Source organism: uncultured Roseovarius sp. (assembly GCF_947489715.1).
In the GTDB taxonomy this organism is placed as follows: Bacteria; Pseudomonadota; Alphaproteobacteria; order Rhodobacterales; family Rhodobacteraceae; genus Roseovarius.
The window spans coordinates 689,877-715,347 of record NZ_CANLER010000001.1 but is presented as its reverse complement, the minus strand read 5'-3'; the positions used below and the strand labels follow the sequence as shown (position 1 = coordinate 715,347).

The window sequence follows — 25,471 nt, the reverse complement described above, 5'->3', positions numbered from 1 at the left end:
GTTTCCTGTCTTCAACTTATTGGGCTTTGGGCGTGGCCGCCATGCGGGGCTACAGAACCCGCCGCAAAAACCCTTTTACCGGCCCGGCAAAGAGGTCGGGGCGTTCGACCAGCCCCATATGCTGCAATCCCGGCAGGATGATCACGCCAGCGCCGTCGATCTCGGACCCGATGGCGTGGCTCATCGCCGGGGGCTGACCGCTGTCGTTTTCACAGGTTATGATCAGCGTCGGGTGGGTGATCGGCGGCTGGGGTCGAATAAGCTCCACCACGCCCGCCGCCAGCACGAAACGGTGCAACGCGTAATTCTCGTGATGATTGGCCATCACCACATCGCGCACCTCGGCCAGCACATCTGGCCGGGTCTGACGGAACTCTTCGGTAAACCACCGCTCCAGTGTCGCGTCGATCGTCGCTCCCGGACCACCCGCAGAGGTATCGCGTGCGCGATCTTCGACCAGTTTCTGCTGTTCTTCACCGCGCTCATGCGGCGAATTGAGGATGCAAAGCGCCGAAACGCGATCCGGATGATCCATTGCCACCCGCCGGTTGATCATGCCGCCCAGCGAGAACCCCACCAACGCAGCGCGATCAATCCTCAGCTCGTCCATCAACGCGATCAGCTGCTCGCTGAGCACGTTCAGGCTGGGGGTTTCCTGGGGCAACGCGCTTTCGCCATGACCGCAAAGATCATAGCTGAGCACCCGGAACTGACCGGCCAGCATCGGGATCATCTCGCGATACGTGGCGGCACGGGTCAACCCCAGCCCGTGGATCATCGCCACGACGGGCGCATCTTCGGGGCCGGTCAGATCATAGGCCGTGCCTGCCTTGCTTACGGGCATTTACACCCCCGCCGGGTTGTCAACGTCGCGGCCCATTTCCTCAAGATCCTTGTAGCGGTCGCCGATCCGGTGGTTCGGATGGCCGCCCAGCGAGGCACCGAGCGCCACGATCATCTCATCCTCGGCGGGTGCATCCGGCACGGATGTATGGATCGTCTGGTAATGCGAGCGTCGCCCGCCATCATCCTTGTCCATCAGCGGGATCATCAGCGACGTGCCCGCCGCGCCGCGCGTGTTCGAAAAGACCAGGTAGGATTTGGCATTGACCGCATCGCGATACTGGTTGCCGAACCACAGTGTATGGGTCAGCGCCTGCGCATGCTCAACCTCGCCGCCCATGCCGACGACCGAGGCCTTGCCATAGCCTTCGACCGTGCCGCCGGTTTCCTTCAGGATCATCTCGGTCAGCAGCTTGCCCAGCACCGGGCCATGCTCACGGACCTCCGGGCTCAGATCCTCGACATGGCCGCGCCCGAACCACGGATTACGGATGATCGCCATCGCGGTCACCAGCTTGGTCGGCTCGGCCACCTCTTTCCAGCCTTCCTTGAAGGTGGTCTGAACCAGGGTCAGGGTACGGCGGATTTCAACCGGCATGGGCCAGCTCCTTTTCGGCAAATTCAGGCATGACCTGATCAATGAACATCTGCAAAGAGCGTTTCTGCTGATCCATATCCATACCCATCGAGGCATAGTAGAGGAAGGCATCGACGCCGATCTGTTCGTATTTCCTCAGCTTCTCGACAACCTGCGCGGGGCTGCCGAACATCAGGTTTTCTTCCAGCATTTCCGGATCGACCCGGGCATTGCCTTCGAGACTGTCGAGCGGCACCCGGTCCGGGAAGCCGTTGACCACATCGCCGGATTTCATCATCAGATTGCCGAACTGGCTGAGCTGAACGCGAATGGCATCCATCGCAGCTTTGCGGTCGGCTTCATCCTGATAGACCGCAGTGTGGCGCATCACCGCCCATTTGCCGGTGTAGTCACCATCATGCTTGGCGATCGCATCGTCGAGCCGCGCACGGTAGGTTTCGGCCTCGGAAAACGGCATGGTCAGCGGCCAGCTGAGGATATTGCAGCCATGTTCGACCGCGTAATCAAAGGTGATGGGCGCGCGCGCCGCGACCCAGACGGGCACAGCCTTTTGCACCGGTTTGGGGCAGGATGTGGCGGTCGGGAAATGCCAGAACTCGCCATTATGGGCGTAGTCACCTTCCCACAGTTTCTGCACCACGGGCAGCATTTCCTGCATGTAGCGCCAGCTGTCCTTCTGATCCAATCCCGGTTTCATCCGGTCAAACTCGCGCTGATAGGCGCCGGAGCCAATACCGAATTCCAGGCGGCCGTCACTGACAAGATCAAGAAACGCCGCCTCGCCCGCCAGGTTGATCGGGTGCCAGTAGGCCGCGTTGACGACCCCCACACCGAGGCGAATATTTTTCGCGTGCTCCCCCCACCAGGTCAGGATCTGGAACGGGTTGGGGGCAATGGTCATCTCCATCGCGTGATGTTCGGCGGCCCAGGCAATCTCGAACCCGGCCGCATCGGCCATCTTGACCATTTCCAGCGTATGATCGCGCACGGCCTTCATATCCGTGCTATCGTCCATCCGCTCCAGATTGATCGCCAGTTGGAATTTCATGATCTGTCTCCTTTTTCTCAGCGCGCCACAAACTGGCTGCCCAAAGGCTCGGATGAGGTATTCATCCACACCGTTTTGGGGCGCGTATAGTCATAAAGTGCCTGGAACCCGCTTTCACGGCCGTAACCCGAATTTTTCATGCCGCCGAATTCGGCAATCGGCGATACCGCACGGTAGGTGTTCACCCAGACGATCCCTGCGCGCACAGCGCGCGACATCCGCAAGGCGCGTGCTGAATCGCGGGTGAAAATACCCGCCGCCAGCCCATGTTCGGTGTCATTGGCAAGGCGCAGTGCCTCTTCTTCGGTCCTGAAGCGCAGGACGCTCAGCACCGGGCCGAAAAGTTCGGTATCGACGATTTCCAGATGCGGGCCGGGGCAGTCGATGATCGTGGGCTCATAGAACATGTCACTGCCCTGCCCCGCCGCGCGTTTGCCACCGCAGAGCACCTTGCCACCCTCGACTACGGCCCGGGCGACCTGCCGTTCGATATTCTCAAGCTGGCCATAGGTGCACAGCGGCCCCATCTCGGTTTCGTCCAGCATCGGGTCGCCGATTTTCGCCGCCTCGGCGATTTTCACCATCCGGGTGAGGAACTCATCGGCGATATCCTCGTGCACGATCAAGCGCGACCCGGCGACGCAAGACTGTCCCGAGGCCGCGAAAATGCCCGAGACCGACCCGTTGACGGCGCTTTCCAAATCCGCGTCGTCGAAGACGATAAACGGGGATTTGCCGCCCAGTTCCAGTGACACCTCGGCGAAGTTGTTGGTTGAGTTCCGAAGGATATGCTTGGCCGCCACCGGCCCGCCGGTGAAGGAGATCCGCGCCACCAACGGGTGCGAGGTCAGAACCTTGCCGCAAGGGTCCGCATGGCCGGTCACGATGTTGATCACGCCGTCGGGAATGCCCGCCTTGGCAAAGAGCTGTCCGAATTCCAGAATGACCGCCGGGGCGAATTCGCTGGTTTTCAGCACTACGGTGTTGCCCGCCGCCAGCGCCGGTCCGATCTTGACGGCGGTCAGGAACATCTGGCTGTTCCACGGCACCACGGCGGCGATCACGCCCAGCGGTTCACGTTGGGTAAAGACGAACATGTCGGGCTTGTCGATCGGCAGGGTTTCCCCATGCACTTTATCGGCAGCACCGGCATAGAAATGCAGAAACTCGGCGATGTATTTCGATTGCCAGCGGGTTTCTTTCAGCATCTTCCCGGTATCGCGGGTTTCGACCTCGCCGAAGAATTCCGAGTTTTCGGCCAGCAGATCGGCCAGACGGCGCAGGCAGTGGCCCCGCTGGGTTGCGGTCATCTGCCCCCAGGGGCCGTTATAGCACGCGTCATGCGCTGCCCGCACCGCGCGGTCGACATCCTCGGCGGTGGCTTCGGGCACCTGCGCCCAGTCTTCGCCGGTGGATGGGTTCGACGTGGTAAAGGTGCCGCCATCGCTGGCATCCACCCAAGCGCCGCCAATCAGCATCTGATATGTTTTTGTCATGTCTGTTTGTCTTTCGCGCAGCGCGGACTAGGCGCGCCAAATTCCTGTCATTGCACCCTGCCAGAAATTAACACTTCTTGAAAACGAAATATTTTGTGCGATAAATGCAAGAAATTCGAATTTGAGGCGTGCGTATGAACATCACCTCCCTTCAGACCTTTCTGGCCATCGTGGAAACCGGCAGCCTTGTCCGGGCGTCACAGCAGATGAATGTCACGCAATCCACCGTCACCGCCCGGCTGAAAACGCTGGAGGAAGAGCTGGGTCAAATCCTGCTCAACCGGCAGAAATCCGGCACCACGCTGACCCCGGCCGGCACCAAGCTGCTGCGCTATGCCAGGGTAATGACCGGCCTCTGGCGGCAGGCAAAATACGAAACCGGGTTGCCGGCAGGGCTCAGCTCGGTCTGTACGTTTGGCTGCGATACCGGGCTCTGGCACGGACCGGGTCAGGCATTTTTTGACGGTGTCGTTTCGGGCCATCCTGAAATGGCCGTCTCGGTGCATCACGGCAATTCCCGCGACCTTGAGGAATGGCTGGCCTCTGGTCTGGTCGACGTGATCCTGACCTACGAATCCGTGGCCCGAGGCAGCCAGACGGTGCATCCGCTGCCGGCCGAGAAACTGGTGCTTTATTCCGACAAGCCTGACACGCCGATCAAGGCCGACCCGAAATACATCTTTGTCGATCATGGCGAAGATTACCGCCGCGCCCACGGCGAAAGCTATCACGACGCGGGCACCGCACGGGTCAGTTTCGACAGCGCACGCTGGGCACTGGAATATTTGCTCAGCCGCGGTGGCTCGGCTTATCTGCCACAGGCACTGGCCGCACCATTGGTGGCCGCAGGTACCTTGCATGAACTGACCGAAGCACCGGTCTATCTGCGCAAGAAAAACCTGATCGTGAATGACACCGCCGCGCAGAACTGGCATTGGTTTGCCCCGCTGATCGACGAATTGTGCACCTTGCCCGCCGCCGCCTAGCCAGGCTTTCTGTGTTTTTGCAACGACTGGAAATGACCATTTCCTTTCACTTGCCGCTGCGGATCACCTTCCGAAAACCGATATGAGAAAAAAGCCAGCCCTATTTGCGAAGATATGTCTTCCAGATCCAGATCAGCAGCAACGATCCCAGCACCGCCCCGATCAGCCCCGAGGCCATGCCCATCGCCCTCAGAAGCAGGTTCAGCACCACCCCGCCCACCAGCGCACCACCGATTCCGATGGCGATGGTGGTGATGATATCGGTTTCCATCCGCATCAGGCGCGTCGCCAGGAACCCTGCTGCGGCACCAATGATAATCAGCCAGATCACGCCCATTGCCGCCTCCCTTACCTGCGTCCGCGCCAATGGGTCGGCACGATGATCAGCGCCCCGACCGACGACAGGATCGCATCGATCCCCGGCGCGCCGAAGCGGATGCCAAACATGATCCGCACGAAATAGAACAGGAACGCACCGCCCACGCAGATGATGATCGAGGGCAGATAGCCGTTGCGCGTGAATCCGGTCTTTTCGCTGACATAGCCAACGATCCCGGCAATCACGACCGTTCCGAACAACATCAAGAACATCGGCACTCTCCTACAGCATGGTGCCCTTGGGCAGGGGCAGTCCGCGCAAAAACTCATCCGCATCCTGCGCGGCCTTCCCGGCCCGTTGCAAGCGCAAAACCTGCACCGTCCCGCGTCCGCAGGCCACGGTCAGAGCATCATCCATGACCTGACCCGGTGCGCCACAGCCCTGCCCGATGCGCGACGCCAGCAGTTTGACCCGCTGGCCCGCCGCTTCGGTCCATGCGCCGGGAAAGGGCGAAAGCCCGCGAATATGCCGGTCCACCTCTACGGCAGTCCAGGCCCAATCGACCCGCCCCTCAGCCTTGTCGATCTTGGCGGCATAGGTCACGCCATCATCGGGCTGCGCGTCAGACGTCAATGTGTCCAGTTGCGCCAGCGCCGTAACGATGGCCGCCGCGCCCAGCCCTGACAGCCTGTCATGCAACTGCCCGGTGGTCTCCTCTGCCCCGATGGATGTCGCCTCGCGCAACAGGACCGGCCCGGTATCCAGCCCCGCCTCCATCTGCATGATACACACGCCGGTCTCGGCATCCCCGGCCATGATCGCGCGGTGAATGGGCGCGGCCCCGCGCCAGCGCGGCAAAAGCGAGGCGTGAATGTTCAGGCATCCGCGTTTCGGCGCATCCAGCACGGCCTGCGGCAGGATCAGCCCGTAGGCGACGACCACGGCCACATCCGCCTGCAATGCCGCAAAGTCTGCCTGCTCAGCCGCGCCTTTCAGACTGACCGGATGACGCACTTGCAACCCCAACGCCTCAGCACGCATTTGCACCGGTGTCGGTCGATCCTTCTTGCCCCGCCCGGCAGGACGCGGTGGCTGGCAATAGACACAGGCGATCTCGTGCCCGGCATCCACCAGCGCCTCCAGCACCGGCACCGAAAACTCGGGACTTCCCATGAAGATTACACGCATCGTCTGCCCCTTATCCGTAGGGCGGGGTTCAGCCCGCCTTCCTTGCCTTGCGCAGCAACATGTCGCGCTTAACCTTGCTGAGATGATCGAAATACATCCGCCCGGCCAGATGGTCGATCTGGTGCTGCACCGATGTGGCCCAGAGCCCGACGAAATCACGCTCTTCGATCTCGCCCGCCTCATTCATAAACCGCACCGTTACCGCCCGCGGACGCTTGATCAATGCCGAGACACCCGGCAGGTTCGGGCTGGCCTCGGTGTGGTCGCGCAGCTGTGTGCTGGCGTGCAGCACCTCGGGGTTGGCCATGCGCACCGCCTGGCCCCGGCTGTCACTGGCATCGACCACCGCCAGTCGCTGCATCACCCCGATCTGAACGGCGGCCAGCCCGACACCGGGCATTGCCTCCATCGTGTCGATCATGTCGTCCCATATGCCGCGGATGTCATCGCTGATCCCGGCCACATCCGCAGCCGGCGTGCGCAAGCGCTTGTCGGGCCAGGGCAGACAGGGGCGGACGCTCAAGCCCGCGCCTTTTCGCGTTTCAGCTTCTGCATCTTGCGGGTGATCAGCTGCCGTTTCATCGCACCAAGATAGTCAATGAAAAGCTTGCCGTTCAGATGGTCGATCTCGTGCTGCACGCAGGTGGCCCAGAGCCCGTCAAATGTCTCGGAATGCTCGTTCCCGTCCATCCCGATCCAGCGGACATCCACCACTTTGGGTCGCGTCACCTCGGCGAATTGCTCGGGGATCGACAGACAGCCTTCCTCGTAGACGTTCTTTTCGTCCGACGATGCCACCACCTCGGGGTTGAACATCACCACCGGGCGCGGCGGCTCTTCCTCGTCCTTGATGCAATCCAGCACGATCAACCGGCTCAGCACCCCGATCTGCGGGGCCGCAAGGCCGACGCCCGGCGCATCATACATCGTCTCAAGCATATCTTCGGCCAGCGTGCGCAACTCGTCCGACAGATCGTCGACGGGCGCACAGACCTTCTTGAGGCGCGGATCGGGGTGTATGAGAATAGGCAGCTTCATGGCGCTTGATTTAGGACATGAAACGCCCTTCTGCAACGCCCCTTGCACTTGGGCGGCAAATCGCTAGCGTGCGCCCCGCATATCCCCAGCAGCATGCCCCCGACCATCCAAGGAGATCCCCATGAGTTTCGACCATATCATCGACCGCCGCGGCAGCAATTGCACCAAATGGGATATGATGTCAGCGCCTTCGATCGGAGTGCCCGCCGAAGATGGTCTGGCGATGTGGATCGCGGATATGGATTTCGCGGCCCCGGATTTCCTGCAAGAGGCCACGCAAGGGTTGCTCGACAAGGCCAATTACGGATATTTCATCGGTGAAGACCCGCTCAAGGACAAGATCGCCAACTGGATGCAGACCCGTCATGGCTGGACGGTCGATCCCGCCGCGATGTTTTCGACCTATGGTCTGGGAAATGGCATCGGCATCTGCCTTCAGGCGCTGACACAGCCCGAGGACGAGGTGATCATTTTCACCCCCGTCTACCACGAATTTACCGTCAAGGTGAAGAAGTCCGGCCGCACATTGAAGGAAAGCCCGCTGGTCATCCGCGACGGCGTCTACCACATGGATCTCGCCGCGCTTGAGGCGTCGATGACAGGTCGCGAGAAGTTGATGATCTTCTGCTCGCCGCATAATCCCGCCGGGCGCATCTGGACGCCCGAGGAAATGCGCGCGCTGGCCGCCTTCTGCGCGCGCCACGACCTGATCCTGCTGTCGGACGACATCCACCACGATCTGATCTATCCGGGCGAAACCTATGTCCCGATGCCCGTCGCCGCGCCCGAGGTTCTGGACCGCCTGGTCATGCTCACCTCGGCCTCCAAGACCTTCAACATCGCCGGTAGCCGCCTGGGCACAATCTCGATCCCGGACGAAAACCTCCGCGCGCGGTTCGGCAAGCTGTTCCGCGCCCTTGATATCAGCCCCAATCTGCTGGGCGTTGTCCTGACCGGGGCCGCCTATTCCGACCGAGGGGCGGCGTGGCTGGACGATCTGCGCCCCTATCTGGCCGAAAATAGCCGGGTGTTTCTGGACGGCATGGCGCAGATTCCCGGTGTCACGCCGATGCCGATGCAATCGACCTACCTGACATGGGTCGATTTCACCAATACCGGCATGGAGATGTCCGAGGTGATCCGCCGCGTCCGTCAGGATGCCCGCATCGCGCCTTCCGTCGGTGCTGAATTCGGCACGGGCGGCGAAAGCTTCCTGCGGTTCAATATCGGCACACCGCGCGCCCGTGTCACCGAGGCGGTCGAGCGGTTGCAGCAGGCGTTTTCCGACCTGCAATAACCCACCAGACCGGACGGAGAGTGGCACACGCCGCTTTCCCTGATCAGCGCCACCCCCAGTGCCAGCATCACCAAAATTAAAAGGGCGAGGCTGTTTCTGCCTCGCCCAATCAAAATCTTGCTGAATGCAGGTTACTTCACCCGCGCCACTGCCGCGACTGGCCCCAGACCCTGGTGCTGTAACAAAACCACGATCGGCGCATCGCCCTTCACCTTGGTGTTCATCGACAAGGGTTTGCTTGTATCCCATTCGCCGATTACCGTCAGGTCGGTCACGACATTCGCGTAATCCAATGTACGCCCGGCATTTTCACCGCGCTTGATCGCGACGGTCGATTTGGGTTTGTACCGGATCACCTGAACCGTCAGGTCATCTTTCAGCGGCTTTTCCGCCTGTCCGCGAATTTGCAGCGTGTTGCCCTGACGCTGAACGCTCAGCTTGACATAGGGCGCGGCAGCTTTGTGCTTCTTGATCAGATCGACTACATCGCGCGGACGATTGCCTACCACGTGATCCCGACCGTTGATGATCATCTGCGGCGTATAGATCATCCTGCGGCCCCCGGCGCGGGCATAGGCGCGCTGCCGCTTGGTATTCTCGGCACTGCCGAAAATGTCCTTCCAACCGATGTAATCCCAGTAATCCACATGCAGCGCCAGCGGGATGACATCATCGCGCGCGGCAAGTTCGTGCAGGAAGGCATCTGCTGGCGGGCAGGACGAACATCCCTGCGAAGTATAGAGTTCGATGACAACGGGATCGTTCTGGGCGGCGACAGGGCTTGCCAGCATCATCGCTGCGGCCAACAGGGTTACTATTCTACGCATCTTCTACTTTCCGAGTGTTTCATCCGTTCCGGTGGGAACTTATCTACGGAACAACACGTTCAATGACCAATCAAGGTTTCGCGAGAGAACCGTGAAACTTGAAATATTGATGCATTGTGTGCAATAGTATACAAAAAGATCGTTACACCTCTTGATCGCTTCAGCCAAATCGGTCAGAAGCGGGGCAAGTTTCTCTGCACTCTCTTCGAAAGGATGGCCCGGATGCCTATTGTCGTCGGACAGGATACAGCCAAAACCCGTAAAACCCTCAGCGTGAATGGTGCGTCAGTCTCGTATTATTCCATCGCCGCCGCCGAAGCTGCGGGACTAGGCGATTTCTCGCGCCTGCCCGCCGCGCTCAAGGTGGTGCTGGAAAACATGCTGCGGTTCGAAGATGGCAACACCGTCACCACCGATGACATCAAGGCGTTTTCCGAATGGGCCGTGCAAGGCGGCAAGAACCCGCGTGAAATTTCCTACCGCCCTGCCCGCGTGCTGATGCAGGATTTCACCGGCGTGCCCGCAGTTGTGGACCTTGCCGCGATGCGCGACGGGATCGTGGCCCTTGGCGGCGACGCCCAGCAGATCAACCCGCTGAACCCGGTCGACCTCGTGATCGACCACTCGGTGATGATTGACGAATTCGGCAACCCTCGCGCCTTCCAGATGAACGTGGACCGCGAATATGAACGCAACATGGAACGCTACCAGTTCCTGAAATGGGGTCAGGGTGCGTTCAATAATTTCCGCGTTGTCCCGCCCGGCACCGGCATCTGCCACCAGGTCAATCTTGAATACCTGGCCCAGACCGTCTGGACCGACACTGACCAGAACGGGGATGAGGTCGCCTATCCCGATACTCTGGTGGGCACCGACAGCCACACCACCATGGTCAACGGTGCTGCCGTTCTGGGCTGGGGCGTCGGCGGGATCGAGGCCGAAGCCGCCATGCTGGGCCAACCGATTTCCATGCTCATTCCCGAGGTTGTGGGCTTTGAGCTGACCGGGCAGATGGTCGAGGGCACAACCGGCACCGACCTGGTGCTGAAAGTGGTCGAGATGCTGCGCGAAAAAGGCGTGGTCAGCAAATTCGTCGAATTCTACGGCAAGGGTCTGGACAACCTGCCCCTTGCCGACCGTGCCACCATCGCCAACATGGCGCCCGAATACGGTGCCACCTGTGGTTTCTTCCCGATCGATGATGAAACCCTGCGCTACCTGCGCAATACCGGCCGCGACGAAGACCGCATCGCGCTGGTCGAAGCCTATGCCAAGGAAAACGGTTTCTGGCGCGATGCGGATTACGCCCCGGTCTATACCGACACGCTGCATCTGGACATGGGCACCATCGTCCCGGCCATCTCGGGCCCCAAACGCCCGCAGGATTACGTGGCACTGACCGATGCAAAACCCGCCTTCCGCCGCGAAATGGAAGAAACCTTCAAACGTCCGATGGACAAGGAAGTGACCGTCGCGGGCGAAGATTACACCCTGTCGTCCGGCGATGTGGTTATCGCCTCGATCACCTCCTGCACCAACACGTCGAACCCTTACGTGATGATTGGCGCGGGCCTTGTGGCGCGCAAGGCCGCCGCCTTGGGCCTGGATCGCAAGCCTTGGGTCAAGACCTCTCTGGCCCCCGGCTCGCAAGTCGTGTCGCATTATCTTGAGGCCGCGGGCCTGCAAGAGGATCTCGACAAGATCGGCTTCAACCTCGTGGGTTATGGCTGCACCACCTGCATCGGCAACTCTGGCCCGATTCAGAAGGAGCTTTCCGAGGCGATTGCCGAGGGCGATCTGGTCGCCACGTCGGTGCTGTCGGGCAACCGCAACTTCGAAGGCCGGATCAGCCCGGATGTGCGCGCCAACTACCTGGCCTCCCCGCCGCTGGTAGTGGCCTACGCGCTGGCCGGCACGATGGATATCAACCTCGCCACCGACCCGATTGCCCAAACGCCCGACGGCAAGGATGTCTACCTCAAAGACATCTGGCCCACGGCAAGCGAGATCGCAGAACTGGTCGAACGCACCGTTACCCGCGAAGCGTTCCAATCGAAATATGCCGATGTTTTCAAGGGCGACGACAAATGGCAGTCGGTTGAGACTTCCGAGGGCGAAACCTATGACTGGCCACCACAATCGACCTATGTGCAGAACCCGCCCTACTTCCGGAACATGTCGAAAGACCCCGGCGAGATTTCGAACATCAACGGCGCCCGTGTTCTGGCCCTGTTGGGCGACATGGTCACCACCGACCACATCTCGCCCGCAGGCTCGTTCAAGGAAAGCACGCCCGCCGGTCAGTACCTTGTCGACCGTCAGGTGCCCGTGCGCGAATTCAACTCCTATGGCAGCCGTCGCGGCAACCACGAGGTGATGATGCGCGGCACCTTCGCCAATATCCGCATAAAGAACGAGATGCTGGACGGTGTCGAAGGCGGTTACACCAAGGGCCCCGATGGCAAGCAAACCTCGATCTACGAGGCCGCGATGGCCTATCAGGATCAGGGCACGCCGCTGGTCGTGTTCGGCGGTGAACAATACGGTGCGGGCTCCAGCCGCGACTGGGCGGCCAAGGGCACGGCCCTGCTGGGCGTCAAGGCGGTGATCGCCGAGAATTTCGAACGTATCCACCGGTCGAACCTCGTGGGCATGGGCGTGATTCCGTTCGAATTCACCGGCGGCGATACCCGCTCCTCGCTCGGCCTGACCGGCGAAGAGGAGGTTTCGATCTCGGGTCTCGATGACGTGAAACCGCTGCAAGAGGTGCCCTGCACCATCAAGATGGCGGACGGCTCGACCAAGGAGATCACGCTCAAATGCCGGATCGATACGGCGATCGAGATCGACTACATCAAACATGGCGGCGTGCTGCATTACGTGCTCAGGAATCTTGCCAAAGCGGCCTGAACCCAGCCTGCCCCACAGTCAGTAAACGGCCCCCGATCGCGGGGCCGTTTTCATTTGCGGACCTGATGATCGGGTAAAAGCCCGAAAGCTGTTTCAGAATTTTCCCGTGAAAATACCGCGCAGATTGCTGCCGAGGCTGCCATCGCCCAGGGTATTTTCCGCCAGCTCGGTCTGCGAAACTGACCGGACGTGATCCAGCGTTTCCTTGCTGGCCCGGAAATCCTCGGGTTCGACCCGGTTGGTCTTGGTGACATAGGTATACTGCCGCGACAGGATACCGTCCTTGAACCCGTGTTTCACATCAAAGCTGAACGCCGGATGATCATAGCTTTCCTCGATATTCTCATCCTGCCAGCTGTCGTCCAGCAGCACTTCGACATCATGCCGGACCCGGACCGGATGCGCGATCACATGCGCGCTCTTGCGGGTGGTATTGTCGAAATCCGGCACCTGATCGAAAAACCCATGCGGTTCAACCCAGAATCGGCGGATCGCAGGCTCATCCTGATCATGGGTCCAGGCGGCGGGAATAATGTAATCCGCGGTCAGCCGGATCGTGGCGTCATCTTCGTCCATCTCCAGCTTCAGCGGCCCGGTCTGCTGCAACCCCTTATAGATGCCCTGATAATATTCCAGGAAACTCCGCTCAACACCCTTCAGCCCGGCTGATTTGATCCAATTGGCGATATTGTCAGCCTCACCCATGTGATATTCGGACAGGCTGATCAGCCGCATCGTTCCCCAGTCCGGCAACGGCACATAGCGGTCCTTGAAACTCTTGTAGAATGGCGGCAGTGGCCCATCCGCCTCAATCATGCCGGGGCTTTGCGCCGAAATCACGACCCCCTTGCCGAACCTCCCCTGTTGCAGATGCTCCAGATCGCCAAGCTGCTCGCCGCGTGTCGGATCAAGGAAATACGTCTGGCCGCCAATCTTGGCCGCGACGATCACGTGATCAAATGCCTCGTATGTGGGGGCAAGCTTCTGCACCGCGCCCCGTAAATCCGAATTCACCAAAAGCGGCGCCGCCTCGATATCCAGTGCATCCAGCAGGCTGGTCAGCAACACAACCATATCCTTGCAATCGCCAAACCGCCGCGCCAGTACCTGCCCCGCCGGACGCGGGATATAGCCACCTGCCCCCAGTTCGATCCCCAGATAGCGCACCTCGCGCTGCACGAACCCAAGCGCTGCCCGCAACCGCGCGGCCTCGCTGGCATGGGACTCGCGGATGTTGCTCGCGACGCGGGCAATCGCCTCGGACTTCGGTCCGCTGACATCAAAGTAAGGCGCAAAATATCGTCCAACCGCCGCCCAACTGTCAAAACTGCTCACCTGGGTCTGCGGAAAGCTCAGCGTGCCCGGCGGCAGACTACCCTCGACCTGCAACGCAGGCACATCCCTGTCCTGCCAAGTATAGACATCATGCGCCCCCTCGACGCTCACCTCGGGCGCCATCGCCCCGCTAAAGGTCTTCAGGTGGATGTCGTAGCCCTGCGGAAACAGCAGACGGTTGCGCCAGGATTTCATCGGTACGCCATATTGCTGCTGCACCGCATCCGAAAAATGCGGCCCCATGGCCGGGTTCTTACCGACGATACTATAGGAATAATCCACCACATCCCCCACCCGCAAATCCGGCAGGATATAGGAAAGCTCCAGGGTGCCATTATAGATCAGCCGATCCCGCTCGGTCTCGGCGCGGTAAAGGTCGAACGCGGCATCGCTCAGCAGATCGCGCATCTCGGCACCGCGCAACACCCGGATGGTATGAAAGATCACGCGCTGGTATTCCGGATCGAATGTCGCCGTGATCGTCGAATTGCCCTCAACCGCGACAGAATTGTTCAACCGCGTGGCAAGGCGGAAATAGGCGTCGGTCTCCGCCTCTCCGGCACGGATCTACCGATCCACCAACAGGTATTCTACCGGATCGGGTGTGTCGGCTTCGGGTCCAAAATCGCCCTCCTGCGCCAGCACAACCCATGCGGGGTGCTGTTGCTTGACAAGATAGTCGGAAATTTCCTGCGCCGCGCCGGGCAGGCAAAACGCGGTCAACCAAACAAATGACCAGAAAAACCTAATCAACACACATATTTCCTTGTTCCATATGGGTAAGAAAACTAGCGACGGCGGCCCGTTTGTGCAACACGCAAGCACCGGGTGAAACAATCAAGGATTGAGCCTCGGATTGTCGCCGCAAGAACCGTGTTTCGGGCAAGACCGGGCAGTACCGGAAACGGCGATCAGAACGCGCCCATGTTCAGCCCCGCGGCCAGCGCCATCCCCAACGCCCGGCACTGCTCCAGTTCCGCCTCGGGGATCGTCTTTTCCGCCAATATCTGCTCGGGCGTCTGCGCATGGGTGCAGATGATCAGCGGTGCCTGAACCTCGCGCAACCGCCACCCCTGGGCGATCCGTGCGATCTGGCGCACTGCGTTTTCGCCATCCGACCCGGCACAGACCATCTGGGCATAAGGCCGGCCCTCGATCCGCCCCAGCACGGGATAGTAACACCGGTCAAAGAAATCCTTCATCACCCCGGCAATCGCCGCCAGATTCTCGGGCGCACAAAAGATATAGCCATCCGCATTCAGCAGATCCCCTGGCCCCGCCTGATCGGCGCGTTTCAGCGTCACGGCCCCTTCGTCCTGCGCCGCCGCTGCCGTCGCCTCGGCCATCTGTCGGCTCCCGCCGGTTTTCGAGTGATATACGATCAAAAGCTCTGCCATTTCACCTCATGCCGGTTCACTGATCCGCTGGCTGCAAATCCATCTTATCTGCTTCTATCCGTCGCCAACGGGCGTCTTTTTGGTCTGATCCAATGCGTTTTTGGTTCACATGTTTTATGTCCACATGGGTCAGGACTAGCAAATCGACCGCCGCCCTGCCACCGGTCAGCGACATGCGCCGCCGTTTCAAAGCGGCACTGGTACCTGATTATACGCTCCGCCACCGGCCCACCGCATCGTTCTTCCCCGGCGCTGCAAAGACCGGTAGAAGAAAACCGTCGGGCAAAGTAGCACGGTAGACGAACAATCAGGATGGTGAGTAGATGGGTAGGCGAGACATTCCATGGGCGGGCGTCATCACATATCTGCGGATTTCCCTGATCCTGATGCTGCCTTTCCTGCCCGCGCAGGCCCAATCTCTCGATCAGCTTGCACCGGTCAGTCGCATCGTCATCCAGATCGACGCGGCGATTGAAGACCAGCGGTTTCTCGAACCCTTGCAGAAACGGCTCATGGCCGATCTGGCACCGCCGCTGGAAATTGGAAAACTGACGGGTGACTTCAATCTGTCCCCGTCTTTTTTGGGAAAAGTGGATTCCAACGCCCTGATCGAACAGATCTGGAACTCGCTTGACCGGTCTGCCGATCTGGATGTCATCCACATCTTTCTGATCAAGGAGGATATGAACGGCAATAATTCAGAATTTCTTTTCGCCAACAGCTATGGCGGTGTGGCCGAGGATCTCAAGATCATCGTGATTTCGCTGTCCCGGCTGAAAGCGGATGATTATCACCTCACCGCCGCTCGGGTCTCCAAAATGATCATCAAGAATACGGCGCGTGTCGCGGGATACATGTCAAGCAATCGTTGCGTCTTTGGCTTTCCGCGATCTGTGGAGGAGCTGGACAGCCTCCCCGATAGCTGGTGCGAACCCGACCGTTCGCTTCTGGCCGAGGGTGGCATCGCAAGGGCGCAAAACCCCTGAACGCCAGTGCCTGCTTCATACGGGGCACCCGCACGTGCCTGCAGCAAATTGCCGATGACCTAAATGTGAGCAATTTGCGATATTCTTCCCCTTTGAATATCGTCCGCAACCCCCATCTTGACCCGGAGCACAACAGAAACGGTCAATCCAATGCGTATCACTCTTATCAGTCTTCAGGCAGTTGCCCTGTCCCTCTTTGCCGTTCTGGGCGCACAGGGAAATACCGGTGATGCGATGAAATGCCCTGTGAACGCCCCCATCGCCGAACGCGATTGCGGGCGCTAAAGTCGGGCAAAACGTACGGGTCGTACGCTCGTTTCTGAAATCACCCCTGTTCACGTACGTTTCACCCGTACATTCCGTACGCCTTGTACGTTTTTTGGGGGGTCAGCGCGCGGCGTCGATGGCAGGGCGGATCGTTTTGTCCAGTACGCGTTCGGTGATCGGCCCGGCAAAGCGCAGCACGACATTGCCGTCGCCATCAATCACATAGGTTTCCGGCACACCGTAGACACCCCAGTTCAGCGCCATGCGACCGCTGTCATCCGCTCCGATCTTGGCATAGGGGTTTCCAAGCTCCTCTAGGAAATTCAAGGCTTTAACCGGGTCGTCCTTGTAGTTCGCCCCGTAGATCGTCACCCCTTCTTCGGACAATGCCTCAAGGTTTGGATGCTCCGCCCGGCACGGCCCACACCAACTGGCCCAATAGTTCACCAGCTTCACAGTACCATCGCGCAAGTCGCTGTCTTCAAAAGGTTTTTCGGTCCCCAGCTGGGTCAGCATCACCGCCGGGGCGGGCTTGTCAACCAGCGCCGAGGGCAACGCATCGGGGTTTTCGCGCAGCATTCCGACATAGAAAAGCCCGGCCAGGCCCAGGAAGATTGCCGGCGGCAGCATCATCAGGGGTGAGACTTTAGCCATTGCCTTTCGCTTTCATTTCAACCTCTTGCAACTGGCTCTTAACCTTCTTGGCGCGCAGCAGGCTGACCAGGACAAGCCCCAGGATCAACACGATCGACACCGCATAGGCCGACAGAACCGTATCCGCATATTTTCCCAGTTCCGGCATCATCCCATCCTCTCGCGCGCCAGCAGAGCCCGCATCCGTCGCGCCCGGATTTCCGTACGGGTCCGTAGCAGCACCAAGGCTATGAAAAGTAAAACAAATCCCGCGATGCAGACTAGCAGCGGATGATAGAATACATCGGCCACATTCTCTTCCTTATCAAGGCTCAGCGAGGCACCCTGATGCAATCCCTGGTTCCAGAAATTCACCGCATACCGGCTGAGCACCGCAAAAACCGATCCCACAAGGCACAAAACACTGGTCAGGTCGGCGGCTGTGTCGTCATTCTCGATCGCGGCCCACAGGGCTATGTAGCCAAGATAAAAGAGAAAAAGGATTAAAAAACTGGTCAGTCGCGGATCCCACGCCCACCACGTGCCCCACATCGGTTGCCCCCAAATGGCCCCGGTCAGCAGGGCAATCACGGTCATGATCATCCCCACCGGCGCCGCCGCCCGTGCAGCAAGTGCGCTGACATGATGCCGTCGCACGATCCAGATCAGCGAGGCAACCAGCATCATCATCCACGCATTGATCGCCATCAACGCGCTAGGTACATGTAAATAAATAATTTTTACGGTCGATCCCTGGCGGTAATCATCGGGGGTAAAGAAGAAACCCCAGATCAGACCGACCACAAGCGCCACGCAGGACAAGATCGAAACCCAGGGCAACACCTTGTCGGTGGTCTGGATGAACTTCTTGGGGTTGGCATATTCCCAGATCGAATTCATGGGTGTTTCTTCCGGTTTTCTTCTTTGTTCATCGCAGGTTAACCCGCAGCGCCGCAGCCGAGGCAAAAGGCAGCAGCGCGATCGTGCCGCAGGTGATCCCCGCCAACATCAACATCGGCGTGGTATTGTCCAGCCCCGCGACACCACGCCGCGCCATTTCGGCCCCGAAGATCAATGTAGGCACGTAAAGCGGTAAAACCAGCAGGCTGAGTAACAGACCACCACGTTTCAACCCGACCGTCAGCGCGGCCCCGAAAGTACCAATAACGCTAAGCGCCGGCGTGCCCAGAATTAGAGACAAAATCAAGGGCTTATACCCCTCAACGGGCAGGTTCAGCAGCAATCCGAAGATCGGCGCAGCCACTACCAGCGGCAAGCCCGTAGTGGCCCAGTGCGCCAAGGCCTTGACGCTCACGATTGCCTCCATCGGCAAGGGTGCCGTCGCCAGCAGGTCAAGGCTGCCATCCTCCCAATCCAATGCAAAAATCCGGTCCAGTGACAACAGACACGCCAAAAGCGCGCCAAGCCACAGAATACCCGGTGCAATCGCCGCCAGAAGGGAGCTTTTGGGGCCGACACCGAAGGGCACAAGTGTCACGACAATAAGGAAAAAAGCCAATCCAAGGCCAAATCCGCCACCAGCCCGCATGGCCAGTTTCAGATCGCGGACGAGTAATGCAATCACAGGAAAACCCCGTCGAAATCATCCGGTTCCGGCGCCTTGGCGCGGTAGGGCGCGACATCCAGTATCGCAGCCTCATCCAGCCCCAGATCAATATGCGTGGCCATCAGCGCCGAACCGCCCTGCCCCAGATGTGCCCGCACAGCGCCCGCAAACATCGCAACGGCATCACGATCCAGTGATACCGTCGGTTCATCCAAAACCCAGACTAGACGTCCCGTCACCAATAGCCGCGCCAGGCCCAATCTGCGCTTTTGTCCGGCGGATAGCGCCCCTGCGGGACGATCCGCCAATGTCGTCAGCTCATATTGCTTCATGGCTCCGGAAATATCTTTGTTCCCAAAGACCTGCGCCCAGAAATTTAGGTTTTCCAGCACGCTCAGAGTGGCTTTCAGCCCATCAGTGTGCCCGGCATAGACGATGCTCTCTGGCGTGGCCTCGACCTTGCCGGATATGGGCGGTTGAAGTCCGGCGATGGTGCGCAAAAGCGTTGTCTTGCCAATCCCGTTGGGGCCGCGCAATACAAGTGCCTGACCCGAGGCGAGGGTGAAAGATATCCCCTCAAGCACCTTGATGCCGCCACGGGCCACGGAAAGATCGGAAACGCTTATCGCCATGACCATGTGCTTAGCGCAATCACGAGCGGTGGAAAAGCGGGATAAGCCCTTTCCGGCAGAGGCTTTCAGACCGGCAGGACTGCCGCAGCAACGCGCCGTCCCTCGGACAGAAGAACGTTGAAAGTGCGACAGGCAGCGGGGGAGCTCATGGTTTCGACGCCAACACCCAATTCCTCTAGGTCAGCACGCAATTTCCCTGGGATATGGGCAATTTCGGCACCTGTACCGATAAAGATCACATCGACGTTTTCAGCCAGCGCCTTCAGCATCTCGAAATCGTCATATCCACCCCAGATCTGCGCGCCGGTTTCTGTCACGCAAACCGCCCCATGCAAGACTTGCCCGCCAACACGGAAAAACCCGGGGCCATAGCCGTCAATCGGTGTGGCCTGGGAAAATGTAATCTCGGTCATTTGCATCTGAAAGCCTCCTTACCCCCAAAGCGGCAACCCACTGACCACCGCAAGACCAATCACGGCATAGGCCGCCACGCGGTAAAACCGTTCGAGCTTGGGGTCAAACAGCGCCTGTCCGATCATCGTTGTTATGAAATAGGGTACGGCAAGGGTCGCGGCCAGCGCAACCTCGGCCAATCCTACCGTTCCCCGCAACAGAAGATTTCCGGCGATGACCACATCTAGCGCTGCCAAAAACAGGATCGTGTTGGCCCGTATTGTTTGCGCCGCCGACTTTCCCGCCAGATAGAAGAGTACCACGATAGGCCCGGTCAATCCCGTCAGGCCACCGATGGCCCCCGCAGCCCCGCCAATCATCAGAAGGCCGGGCCACCTGATGGTGCCGGAAAACCGCCAACCGGCGACCAGCAGGATAAAGGTGCTGCCAACGATGGCCGCAACGATCCAGCGTACGGTAAGTTGATCCAGCAACACCAGAAACCAGAGGCCCACCGGCACGGTTATCATGGCCGCCAGGGCAAGCAGCCCCACCTCTGCCCGCGATGCCTGCCTCCAGGCGCGCGGTATCAATGCCGCTGTACTGGCAATGCCTGTCAACACCATGACGGTCACCACGGTCGCGGGTTGCAGGAATATTCCCGCAATCGGCACAAAGATCATTGCCGTACCAAACCCCGTGAACCCGCGGACGATGCCCGCAACGCTGATGGTCAAGATCAACCAGACGAGGCCCGGCGTGGCCAGGACCTGCGCCAGAATGTCAGGCATCTACATTGGCGAACTGATTACCGGCATTGGCGTCGGGTTTGCTCCAGTCGCGCTTAACGCCCAGCCACAGCAGAATCGTACTTGCCACGAAGACCGAACTATACGTCCCCACAATCACACCCCAGATCATCGCAAAGACAAAGCCCCGGATCACGTCACCGCCCAGCACAAACAACGCAAGAAGCGCCAGGAGTGTGGTCACGGATGTCATGATCGTCCGGCTGAGCGTTTCGTTGATCGAAATGTTCAACACCTCGGACAGCGGTTTTTTCTTATATTTTCGCAGGTTCTCGCGCACTCGGTCAAACACCACGACGGTATCGTTCAACGAATATCCAACGATGGTCAAAAGCGCCGCGATAATGGCCAGATCGAACTGTATCTGTAACTCGGAAAAGATGCCGATGGTCAGCACGACATCGTGCACAAGCGCCGCCACAGCACCCACCGCAAACTGCCATTCAAATCGCAGCCAGATATAGACCAGTACAGCTCCAATCGCGAGGCCGACCGCGATGACGGCGGCGGTGATCAATTCACCTGATACCTTTGGCCCGACGCTTTCAACGGCTGTGAATTTCAGGTCGGATATCGCAGATTGCAGCACGTCTTCAATCTTCTGGATCACTTCATTTGAAACGCTTTCTTCGCCTTCCTGAGCCTGCACTTTGATCATCGCAACATTCTGATCCGGTCCAAAGGTTGGGTCGAAAACCTCGGTGATTGACACATCGCCCAGATCAAGCTGCTGTATGGCATCGCGATATTGACCGACATCAATCGGTTGTGCGCTTTCGGTTCGGATGGTCGTGCCGCCCCGGAAATCGATGCCAAAATTCAGCCCCTGTACCATGAATGAGCCAAATGCGACCACGATCAGTAAGGCCGATATCCCCAATGACATGCGCCAGCGACGGAAGAAATCCCATTTCGTCTCTTTTGGTACAAGACGCAACGCCCGACCCTGCAAGACAGTTTTAGGTCGCTTGCGTTCATACCAGATGATCACCATCAGTCGCGTCACGAAGATCGCTGTGAAGACCGAAGTGATGATACCGAGCCCCAGCGTGATCGCAAATCCCCGTACCGGGCCCGACCCCATCGCATAAAGGATCAGCGCGGTAATGAAGGTTGTGATGTTAGCATCTGTAATCGCACTAAGCGCTTTCTCATAGCCCAATTCGATGGCGCGGGCGGGGCCGCGTGCGGTCCTGATCTCTTCCCGGATACGCTCGAACACCAGCACGTTGGCATCAACCGCCATCCCGATTGTCAGCACGATCCCCGCAATCCCCGGCAGGGTTAGCGTGGCTCCGATCGAACTCAGCAGCCCAAAGATCAGCCCCACATTCACGATGAGCGCAATATTGGCAAAAATGCCAAAGGTTCCATAGCTGAGGAACATGAACACCAGCACCAGCGCAAAGGCGACGATACAAGCGATTTTACCGGCCTCGATACTATCCGCACCCAGTTCCGGGCCGATTGTCCTTTCCTCCAGGAACTCAAGCCCTGCAGGCAAGGCACCTGCGCGCAAAAGCACTGCCAGATTGGTCGATTCTTCGACCGTAAATCGACCCGTGATGATGCCCGATCCGCCTGGAATGTGGCTCTGGATTACCGGTGCGCTGATAACCTCGCCATCCAGCACGATGGCAAAGGGATTGCCGATATTTTCCGCCGTGTAGTCACCAAATTTCCGCGCCCCTGTGGGGTTAAACCTGAACGAAACCGCTGGCCGCCCGTTCTGGTCAAAGTCAGGCTGTGCGTCGACCAATTCCTCACCGGTCACAACGGCTGCACGTTCAAGGATATAGAATGTGCCCTCTTCATCGAGCGACGGCAGAACCTCGTTGCTGGCACCCGGGCTTTCGTTTTCATTTACAGTGCGGCTGACAACCGGCTGGAAGGTCAGTTGAGCGGTCGTGCCGATGATCTCCTTCAATTCGGCCGCACTCCCCACACCCGGCACCTGGATCAGAATGCGATCCGCCCCCTGACGTTGAATGGTCGGTTCACGCGTGCCAACCTCATCAATCCGACGGCGGATGATCTCAAGTGCCTGACGCACCGTGCGTTCATCTGTGGCAAGCATCTCTGCTTCACTAAGCCTGACGACAACCTGATCACCGTCAGTCGTGACGTCTATGTCACTGGCACCCACGCCTGTAAGTGTCGTGACCGGGCGGGCGAGGCCGCGGACGAGGGCGGCGGCTTCTTCGACCTGTTCGGGCTTTTCGACAAGACGGACGCGCAGTTCCGGGGCGTCGGTAGGTTGCAGGCGGATGGGGCCGATGGTGGCGCGTTCTTCGCGCAGAAGGTCACGGACTTCGGGCCACATCCCCTCGACCCGGGCCTGGTAGACATCCGCTACCTGAACCTCGGCCAGCAGATGCGCACCGCCGCGCAGATCAAGGCCCAGATTGACCAGACCCGATGGCATCCAGCCAGGCCACGCCTCGGACTGGGCGGTCAGTTCGGCGCTGCTCTGGCCCGCCTCGATGGCGGCCACCGCGTCATTGTGGGTCTCGACCCGTGTGTAGAACCCGTTTGGCAGGGCCATCAGCAAACCAAGGGCTACCATGCCCCAGATCACAATGCGTTTCCACAGGTCGATTTGAAGCATTAGACTGCCTTTTCAACGGGTTGAGTTGTGATCTTCGACTTAATTATCTGCCGGTTCGGTCTTGGATAAAACCTGCGCGATGGTGTTCTTGACCAGCCGGACCTTGACGCCCGAGGCGATCTCGATCTCGACTTCATCGGCATCCTTAACCCGCGAGATCTTACCGATGATGCCGCCCTGGGTGATCACCTGATCGCCCTTGCGCACCGCCTCGACCATGGCCTTGTGCTCTTTCATTTTCTTCTGTTGCGGGCGGATCAACAGGAACCACATGATCGCAAAAATCAGGATGAGAGGGATGAACTGTCCAAGCGCTTCCATAGGGGCTTTCCTTCGAGTCAGAGGGCGGGGAGGCCCCCGCGAATTTTGACGGAACCTATGGCCGTAAGGGCCTATTTGCAAGGCGTGAAAACGACGTCGGTATCACGTCGGTATTACGTCGGTATTACGTCGGTATTTTTTCCCGACGTGCGTTTAGCCGAATTCGCGGTATGGTTGCGGGAATTGGGGAATATTGAACGAAGGCATTTTCAGATGACCAGTGCATATGAGAGTTACATCGCCATTGTGACCCACCCCTTGCTGTGGGTGTTTGTCGCGCTGACAGCGGTAACCTTTTTCATTCAATGGATCACGGCGCAGAAACCGGACAACTGGATCTCACCCGCCGATCATCTGGAACGGTTCGGGAAAGGTCTCGGTTTGGGTAGTGCCAGCGCCCCCATCATTCTGATCATGGGTGCAACCTGGCTGGTGATCCTGCTGACGCTGCTTTTCGGACTCTACAAACTGGTGTTGGATATGATCTGGCATCCGGTGCCGGCGGGTAGCGAGGCGGTCTGGAACTGGCGTTTTACCATCGCACAGGTCGCGGCGTTGACAACAGTTCTTGGCGCTGTGATCGCCCTGCCCCTGACCTTGAATCGACTGGTGCTTTCGCGCCGCCAGACTGAGACTATCGAGCAAGGCCATATCACCGACCGGATCAATAAGGCGGTCGAAGGGCTAGGTGCAGAAAGGACAGTCAGTCGGATTGGACGGGAGGTTGTTTTGGCACACGCCAATCCGGACGCTGAGAGTGGCGTGACACGAAGGATTGTCGTGCAATGGGGCGAAAAGCCACCCAAATTGACAATAGGCGAATATATTGACGAGTTCCGTGAACGACAGTCACTCAACACAACGGAACCAAATCTAGAAGTACGAATTGGTGCAATCTATGCTTTGGAACGTATCAGTCAGGATAGTGTACGCGACCATATCCAAATCATGGAGATCCTCTGTGCCTACATCCGGCAGAATGCAGGTCGAGAACATGTACCACTGCCCAACGAAGAACCGACGAACGACGACTGGAATGTCTGGGGAAGAGAAAATCGGGACCATCCCCGGCTGGATGTGGATGTAGCACTGCGAGTGATCGAGCGGCGATCGCTGGAGCGGAAACAACTGGAAAAGGAAAATGGCTACCGTCTGGGATTGGAACGTGCACCGCTGCGCAAAATTAAGCTGCAGTACCGAAATTTATCTGGAGCAAACCTGAGGCGAGCTGAATTGCAGGGGTCTGACCTTAGAAATGCAGATTTGCTAGCCGCTGATCTTAGTCGCGCAAGAATGCAGGGAGCGGATCTCAAGCGCGCGGTATTACAGGGAGCGCAGCTAGCGAACGCTCAACTGATGGGTGCCCGTCTCTCGATTGCAGCGTTACAGGGAGCGAATCTCAAGCATGCGAAGTTGCAATTTGCCAACTTCGAACAAGCGAAGTTGCAACACGCGAATTTTCAGGGAGCGAAATTACAAGAAGCGCGTCTTTTTGATGCAAAACTAGAAAACGCAATTCTTTGGGGGGCGGATTTGCAAAATGCAGAGCTTAACGATGTCAATTTTACAGGGACAAATCTGTGGGGAGTAGATCTGCGCGGGCACGATTTGATTAGCTCAGTTTTTGATGGAGCCGACTTTTCACAGACGAAATTTGATGGAGGCACACTTATCGATGGCGCTTCATTCAAAGGAGCCGCTATGCGAAGTGTAAACCTTACAAATCTGAATTTAATCCACGATCATCTGGACGTCATATTCGGTGACGGGTCGGTTATTTTGCCGGGGGGACATAAATCGGACCATCCAGATTGGCCCGCGCATTGGCCCAAAGAAAAGCTTCCCGCCGATGACTTCGAACGGCAATGGCGGAAATGGCAGGCCGGTTTAAAGGGATATTTGCCGCAGGAGCCTCCGAAGGATGATGGGTGAGGCTTGACCGGGGGTGCGTGGGCTGCACCCACCCTACGGTT

At 58.9% G+C, this 25,471-nt stretch carries 28 protein-coding genes; 6 read left to right on the top strand and 22 right to left on the bottom strand.

Features of this window, described 5'->3' with window-relative positions; all coding sequences use genetic code 11:
* Window positions 1-49: 49 nt before the first annotated feature.
* The 4 genes from Q1B27_RS03545 to Q1B27_RS03530 are packed head-to-tail and all read right to left on the bottom strand — an operon-like array spanning window position 50 to window position 3,985.
* Window positions 50-844 carry an alpha/beta hydrolase gene (locus tag Q1B27_RS03545; protein WP_299843686.1) on the bottom strand — a complete coding sequence of 265 codons (795 nt, stop codon included), beginning with the start codon at window positions 842-844 and terminating at the stop codon, window positions 50-52.
* Window positions 845-1,441 carry an amino acid synthesis family protein gene (locus tag Q1B27_RS03540; protein WP_299843683.1) on the bottom strand — a complete coding sequence of 199 codons (597 nt, stop codon included), beginning with the start codon at window positions 1,439-1,441 and terminating at the stop codon, window positions 845-847.
* Window positions 1,431-2,489 (bottom strand): LLM class flavin-dependent oxidoreductase, encoded by a 1,059-nt coding sequence (locus Q1B27_RS03535; RefSeq protein WP_299843680.1) that lies wholly within the window; start codon window positions 2,487-2,489, stop codon window positions 1,431-1,433. Before Q1B27_RS03535 ends, Q1B27_RS03540 begins: the two co-directional genes overlap by 11 nt.
* A 17-nt stretch (window positions 2,490-2,506) precedes the next feature.
* The gene (locus Q1B27_RS03530; RefSeq protein ID WP_299843678.1) at window positions 2,507-3,985 is read right to left on the bottom strand and encodes an aldehyde dehydrogenase; all 1,479 of its coding nucleotides are present in this window, start codon (window positions 3,983-3,985) and stop codon (window positions 2,507-2,509) included.
* A 134-nt stretch (window positions 3,986-4,119) separates the two neighbouring features.
* Here Q1B27_RS03530 and Q1B27_RS03525 point away from each other — a divergent pair, with 134 nt between their 5' ends.
* A complete protein-coding gene (locus tag Q1B27_RS03525) occupies window positions 4,120-4,971 on the top strand; it encodes a LysR family transcriptional regulator (RefSeq protein ID WP_299843676.1) in 852 nt (283 codons plus the stop codon).
* 100 nt (window positions 4,972-5,071) lie between these two features.
* Here the strand turns inward: Q1B27_RS03525 and Q1B27_RS03520 are convergent, their stop codons facing one another.
* Genes Q1B27_RS03520 through def (Q1B27_RS03500) form a run of 5 tightly spaced genes read right to left on the bottom strand, consistent with a single transcriptional unit; the run spans window position 5,072 to window position 7,516 of the window.
* Window positions 5,072-5,308, bottom strand: a complete 237-nt coding sequence (locus Q1B27_RS03520) for a GlsB/YeaQ/YmgE family stress response membrane protein (protein WP_299843673.1) — start codon at window positions 5,306-5,308, stop codon at window positions 5,072-5,074.
* An 11-nt stretch (window positions 5,309-5,319) separates the two neighbouring features.
* Complete coding sequence (locus Q1B27_RS03515; RefSeq protein ID WP_299843670.1) at window positions 5,320-5,562, bottom strand: hypothetical protein; 243 nt, start codon at window positions 5,560-5,562, stop codon at window positions 5,320-5,322.
* 10 nt (window positions 5,563-5,572) lie between these two features.
* A complete protein-coding gene (gene fmt, locus Q1B27_RS03510; protein ID WP_299843667.1) occupies window positions 5,573-6,478 on the bottom strand; it encodes a methionyl-tRNA formyltransferase in 906 nt (301 codons plus the stop codon).
* Window positions 6,479-6,506: 28 nt separating this feature from the next.
* Entirely contained in the window at window positions 6,507-7,001 is a 495-nt protein-coding gene (gene def / locus Q1B27_RS03505) for a peptide deformylase (protein WP_299843664.1), read from the bottom strand.
* Window positions 6,998-7,516, bottom strand: coding sequence for a peptide deformylase (gene def, locus Q1B27_RS03500; protein WP_299843661.1), 519 nt, complete (start codon window positions 7,514-7,516; stop codon window positions 6,998-7,000). The genes def (Q1B27_RS03505) and def (Q1B27_RS03500) overlap by 4 nt, the downstream gene beginning before the upstream one ends.
* A gap of 121 nt (window positions 7,517-7,637) precedes the next feature.
* On the opposite strand from def (Q1B27_RS03500), the gene Q1B27_RS03495 reads away from it, so the two are divergent.
* Window positions 7,638-8,813, top strand: a complete 1,176-nt coding sequence (locus tag Q1B27_RS03495; protein WP_299843658.1) for a MalY/PatB family protein — start codon at window positions 7,638-7,640, stop codon at window positions 8,811-8,813.
* Window positions 8,814-8,944: 131 nt separating this feature from the next.
* Here Q1B27_RS03495 and Q1B27_RS03490 read toward each other — a convergent pair whose 3' ends face one another.
* On the bottom strand, window positions 8,945-9,640 hold the full coding sequence (locus Q1B27_RS03490; RefSeq protein WP_299843655.1) for a thioredoxin family protein: 696 nt from the start codon (window positions 9,638-9,640) through the stop codon (window positions 8,945-8,947).
* A 222-nt stretch (window positions 9,641-9,862) separates the two neighbouring features.
* Here Q1B27_RS03490 and acnA point away from each other — a divergent pair, with 222 nt between their 5' ends.
* Entirely contained in the window at window positions 9,863-12,550 is a 2,688-nt protein-coding gene (acnA, locus tag Q1B27_RS03485; RefSeq protein WP_299843652.1) for an aconitate hydratase AcnA, read from the top strand.
* A 93-nt stretch (window positions 12,551-12,643) separates the two neighbouring features.
* Here acnA and Q1B27_RS03480 read toward each other — a convergent pair whose 3' ends face one another.
* From Q1B27_RS03480 to Q1B27_RS03470, 3 genes are all read right to left on the bottom strand, one after another.
* Window positions 12,644-14,452 carry a DUF3857 domain-containing transglutaminase family protein gene (locus tag Q1B27_RS03480; protein ID WP_299844873.1) on the bottom strand — a complete coding sequence of 603 codons (1,809 nt, stop codon included), beginning with the start codon at window positions 14,450-14,452 and terminating at the stop codon, window positions 12,644-12,646.
* Complete coding sequence (locus tag Q1B27_RS03475; protein ID WP_299843649.1) at window positions 14,453-14,641, bottom strand: hypothetical protein; 189 nt, start codon at window positions 14,639-14,641, stop codon at window positions 14,453-14,455. It lies immediately after the preceding gene.
* Between the two features lie 155 nt (window positions 14,642-14,796).
* Window positions 14,797-15,282, bottom strand: coding sequence for a flavodoxin family protein (locus tag Q1B27_RS03470; RefSeq protein ID WP_299843646.1), 486 nt, complete (start codon window positions 15,280-15,282; stop codon window positions 14,797-14,799).
* Window positions 15,283-15,605: 323 nt separating this feature from the next.
* Here Q1B27_RS03470 and Q1B27_RS03465 point away from each other — a divergent pair, with 323 nt between their 5' ends.
* Both Q1B27_RS03465 and Q1B27_RS03460 read left to right on the top strand, forming a co-directional pair.
* Window positions 15,606-16,268, top strand: a complete 663-nt coding sequence (locus Q1B27_RS03465; RefSeq protein ID WP_299843642.1) for a hypothetical protein — start codon at window positions 15,606-15,608, stop codon at window positions 16,266-16,268.
* Window positions 16,269-16,418: 150 nt separating this feature from the next.
* On the top strand, window positions 16,419-16,553 hold the full coding sequence (locus tag Q1B27_RS03460) for a hypothetical protein (RefSeq protein ID WP_299843639.1): 135 nt from the start codon (window positions 16,419-16,421) through the stop codon (window positions 16,551-16,553).
* A gap of 102 nt (window positions 16,554-16,655) precedes the next feature.
* On the opposite strand, the gene Q1B27_RS03455 is transcribed toward Q1B27_RS03460, so the two are convergent.
* The 9 genes from Q1B27_RS03455 to yajC all read right to left on the bottom strand — a co-directional run bounded on the left by Q1B27_RS03455 (window position 16,656) and on the right by yajC (window position 23,498).
* Window positions 16,656-17,189, bottom strand: coding sequence for a DsbE family thiol:disulfide interchange protein (locus Q1B27_RS03455; RefSeq protein WP_299843635.1), 534 nt, complete (start codon window positions 17,187-17,189; stop codon window positions 16,656-16,658).
* Window positions 17,182-17,337 (bottom strand): heme exporter protein CcmD, encoded by a 156-nt coding sequence (ccmD, locus tag Q1B27_RS03450; protein WP_367181320.1) that lies wholly within the window; start codon window positions 17,335-17,337, stop codon window positions 17,182-17,184. The genes Q1B27_RS03455 and ccmD overlap by 8 nt, the downstream gene beginning before the upstream one ends.
* On the bottom strand, window positions 17,337-18,068 hold the full coding sequence (locus tag Q1B27_RS03445; protein ID WP_299843629.1) for a heme ABC transporter permease: 732 nt from the start codon (window positions 18,066-18,068) through the stop codon (window positions 17,337-17,339). Before Q1B27_RS03445 ends, ccmD begins: the two co-directional genes overlap by 1 nt.
* A 28-nt stretch (window positions 18,069-18,096) precedes the next feature.
* Entirely contained in the window at window positions 18,097-18,753 is a 657-nt protein-coding gene (gene ccmB / locus Q1B27_RS03440; protein WP_299843626.1) for a heme exporter protein CcmB, read from the bottom strand.
* Window positions 18,750-19,367 (bottom strand): heme ABC exporter ATP-binding protein CcmA, encoded by a 618-nt coding sequence (gene ccmA / locus Q1B27_RS03435; protein WP_299843624.1) that lies wholly within the window; start codon window positions 19,365-19,367, stop codon window positions 18,750-18,752. Before ccmA ends, ccmB begins: the two co-directional genes overlap by 4 nt.
* A 65-nt stretch (window positions 19,368-19,432) precedes the next feature.
* A complete protein-coding gene (locus Q1B27_RS03430) occupies window positions 19,433-19,786 on the bottom strand; it encodes an Mth938-like domain-containing protein (protein WP_299843622.1) in 354 nt (117 codons plus the stop codon).
* A gap of 12 nt (window positions 19,787-19,798) precedes the next feature.
* Window positions 19,799-20,551 (bottom strand): sulfite exporter TauE/SafE family protein, encoded by a 753-nt coding sequence (locus Q1B27_RS03425; protein ID WP_299843620.1) that lies wholly within the window; start codon window positions 20,549-20,551, stop codon window positions 19,799-19,801.
* A complete protein-coding gene (gene secD, locus Q1B27_RS03420; protein ID WP_299843617.1) occupies window positions 20,544-23,177 on the bottom strand; it encodes a protein translocase subunit SecD in 2,634 nt (877 codons plus the stop codon). The genes Q1B27_RS03425 and secD overlap by 8 nt, the downstream gene beginning before the upstream one ends.
* 39 nt (window positions 23,178-23,216) lie before the next feature.
* Complete coding sequence (gene yajC / locus Q1B27_RS03415) at window positions 23,217-23,498, bottom strand: preprotein translocase subunit YajC (protein ID WP_299843614.1); 282 nt, start codon at window positions 23,496-23,498, stop codon at window positions 23,217-23,219.
* Between the two features lie 57 nt (window positions 23,499-23,555).
* On the opposite strand from yajC, the gene Q1B27_RS03410 reads away from it, so the two are divergent.
* Window positions 23,556-25,430: a pentapeptide repeat-containing protein gene (locus Q1B27_RS03410; protein WP_299843611.1), complete on the top strand. Its 1,875-nt coding sequence runs from the start codon at window positions 23,556-23,558 to the stop codon at window positions 25,428-25,430.
* Window positions 25,431-25,471 lie beyond the last annotated feature (41 nt).

Excerpts from the sequence above, each read along its gene's own strand:
- Q1B27_RS03545 (WP_299843686.1), bottom strand. The coding sequence starts at position 844 with ATGCCCGTAAGCAAGGCAGGCACGGCCTATGATCTGACCGGCCCCGAA.
- Q1B27_RS03540 (WP_299843683.1), bottom strand. The coding sequence starts at position 1,441 with ATGCCGGTTGAAATCCGCCGTACCCTGACCCTGGTTCAGACCACCTTC.
- Q1B27_RS03535 (WP_299843680.1), bottom strand. The coding sequence starts at position 2,489 with ATGAAATTCCAACTGGCGATCAATCTGGAGCGGATGGACGATAGCACG.
- Q1B27_RS03530 (WP_299843678.1), bottom strand. The coding sequence starts at position 3,985 with ATGACAAAAACATATCAGATGCTGATTGGCGGCGCTTGGGTGGATGCC.
- Q1B27_RS03525 (WP_299843676.1), top strand. The coding sequence starts at position 4,120 with ATGAACATCACCTCCCTTCAGACCTTTCTGGCCATCGTGGAAACCGGC.
- Q1B27_RS03520 (WP_299843673.1), bottom strand. The coding sequence starts at position 5,308 with ATGGGCGTGATCTGGCTGATTATCATTGGTGCCGCAGCAGGGTTCCTG.
- Q1B27_RS03515 (WP_299843670.1), bottom strand. The coding sequence starts at position 5,562 with ATGTTCTTGATGTTGTTCGGAACGGTCGTGATTGCCGGGATCGTTGGC.
- fmt (WP_299843667.1), bottom strand. The coding sequence starts at position 6,478 with ATGCGTGTAATCTTCATGGGAAGTCCCGAGTTTTCGGTGCCGGTGCTG.
- def (WP_299843661.1), bottom strand. The coding sequence starts at position 7,516 with ATGAAGCTGCCTATTCTCATACACCCCGATCCGCGCCTCAAGAAGGTC.
- Q1B27_RS03495 (WP_299843658.1), top strand. The coding sequence starts at position 7,638 with ATGAGTTTCGACCATATCATCGACCGCCGCGGCAGCAATTGCACCAAA.
- Q1B27_RS03490 (WP_299843655.1), bottom strand. The coding sequence starts at position 9,640 with ATGCGTAGAATAGTAACCCTGTTGGCCGCAGCGATGATGCTGGCAAGC.
- acnA (WP_299843652.1), top strand. The coding sequence starts at position 9,863 with ATGCCTATTGTCGTCGGACAGGATACAGCCAAAACCCGTAAAACCCTC.
- Q1B27_RS03470 (WP_299843646.1), bottom strand. The coding sequence starts at position 15,282 with ATGGCAGAGCTTTTGATCGTATATCACTCGAAAACCGGCGGGAGCCGA.
- Q1B27_RS03465 (WP_299843642.1), top strand. The coding sequence starts at position 15,606 with ATGGGTAGGCGAGACATTCCATGGGCGGGCGTCATCACATATCTGCGG.
- Q1B27_RS03460 (WP_299843639.1), top strand. The coding sequence starts at position 16,419 with ATGCGTATCACTCTTATCAGTCTTCAGGCAGTTGCCCTGTCCCTCTTT.
- Q1B27_RS03455 (WP_299843635.1), bottom strand. The coding sequence starts at position 17,189 with ATGGCTAAAGTCTCACCCCTGATGATGCTGCCGCCGGCAATCTTCCTG.
- ccmD (WP_367181320.1), bottom strand. The coding sequence starts at position 17,337 with ATGCCGGAACTGGGAAAATATGCGGATACGGTTCTGTCGGCCTATGCG.
- Q1B27_RS03445 (WP_299843629.1), bottom strand. The coding sequence starts at position 18,068 with ATGAATTCGATCTGGGAATATGCCAACCCCAAGAAGTTCATCCAGACC.
- ccmA (WP_299843624.1), bottom strand. The coding sequence starts at position 19,367 with ATGGCGATAAGCGTTTCCGATCTTTCCGTGGCCCGTGGCGGCATCAAG.
- Q1B27_RS03430 (WP_299843622.1), bottom strand. The coding sequence starts at position 19,786 with ATGCAAATGACCGAGATTACATTTTCCCAGGCCACACCGATTGACGGC.
- Q1B27_RS03425 (WP_299843620.1), bottom strand. The coding sequence starts at position 20,551 with ATGCCTGACATTCTGGCGCAGGTCCTGGCCACGCCGGGCCTCGTCTGG.
- secD (WP_299843617.1), bottom strand. The coding sequence starts at position 23,177 with ATGCTTCAAATCGACCTGTGGAAACGCATTGTGATCTGGGGCATGGTA.
- yajC (WP_299843614.1), bottom strand. The coding sequence starts at position 23,498 with ATGGAAGCGCTTGGACAGTTCATCCCTCTCATCCTGATTTTTGCGATC.
- Q1B27_RS03410 (WP_299843611.1), top strand. The coding sequence starts at position 23,556 with ATGGCCGTAAGGGCCTATTTGCAAGGCGTGAAAACGACGTCGGTATCA.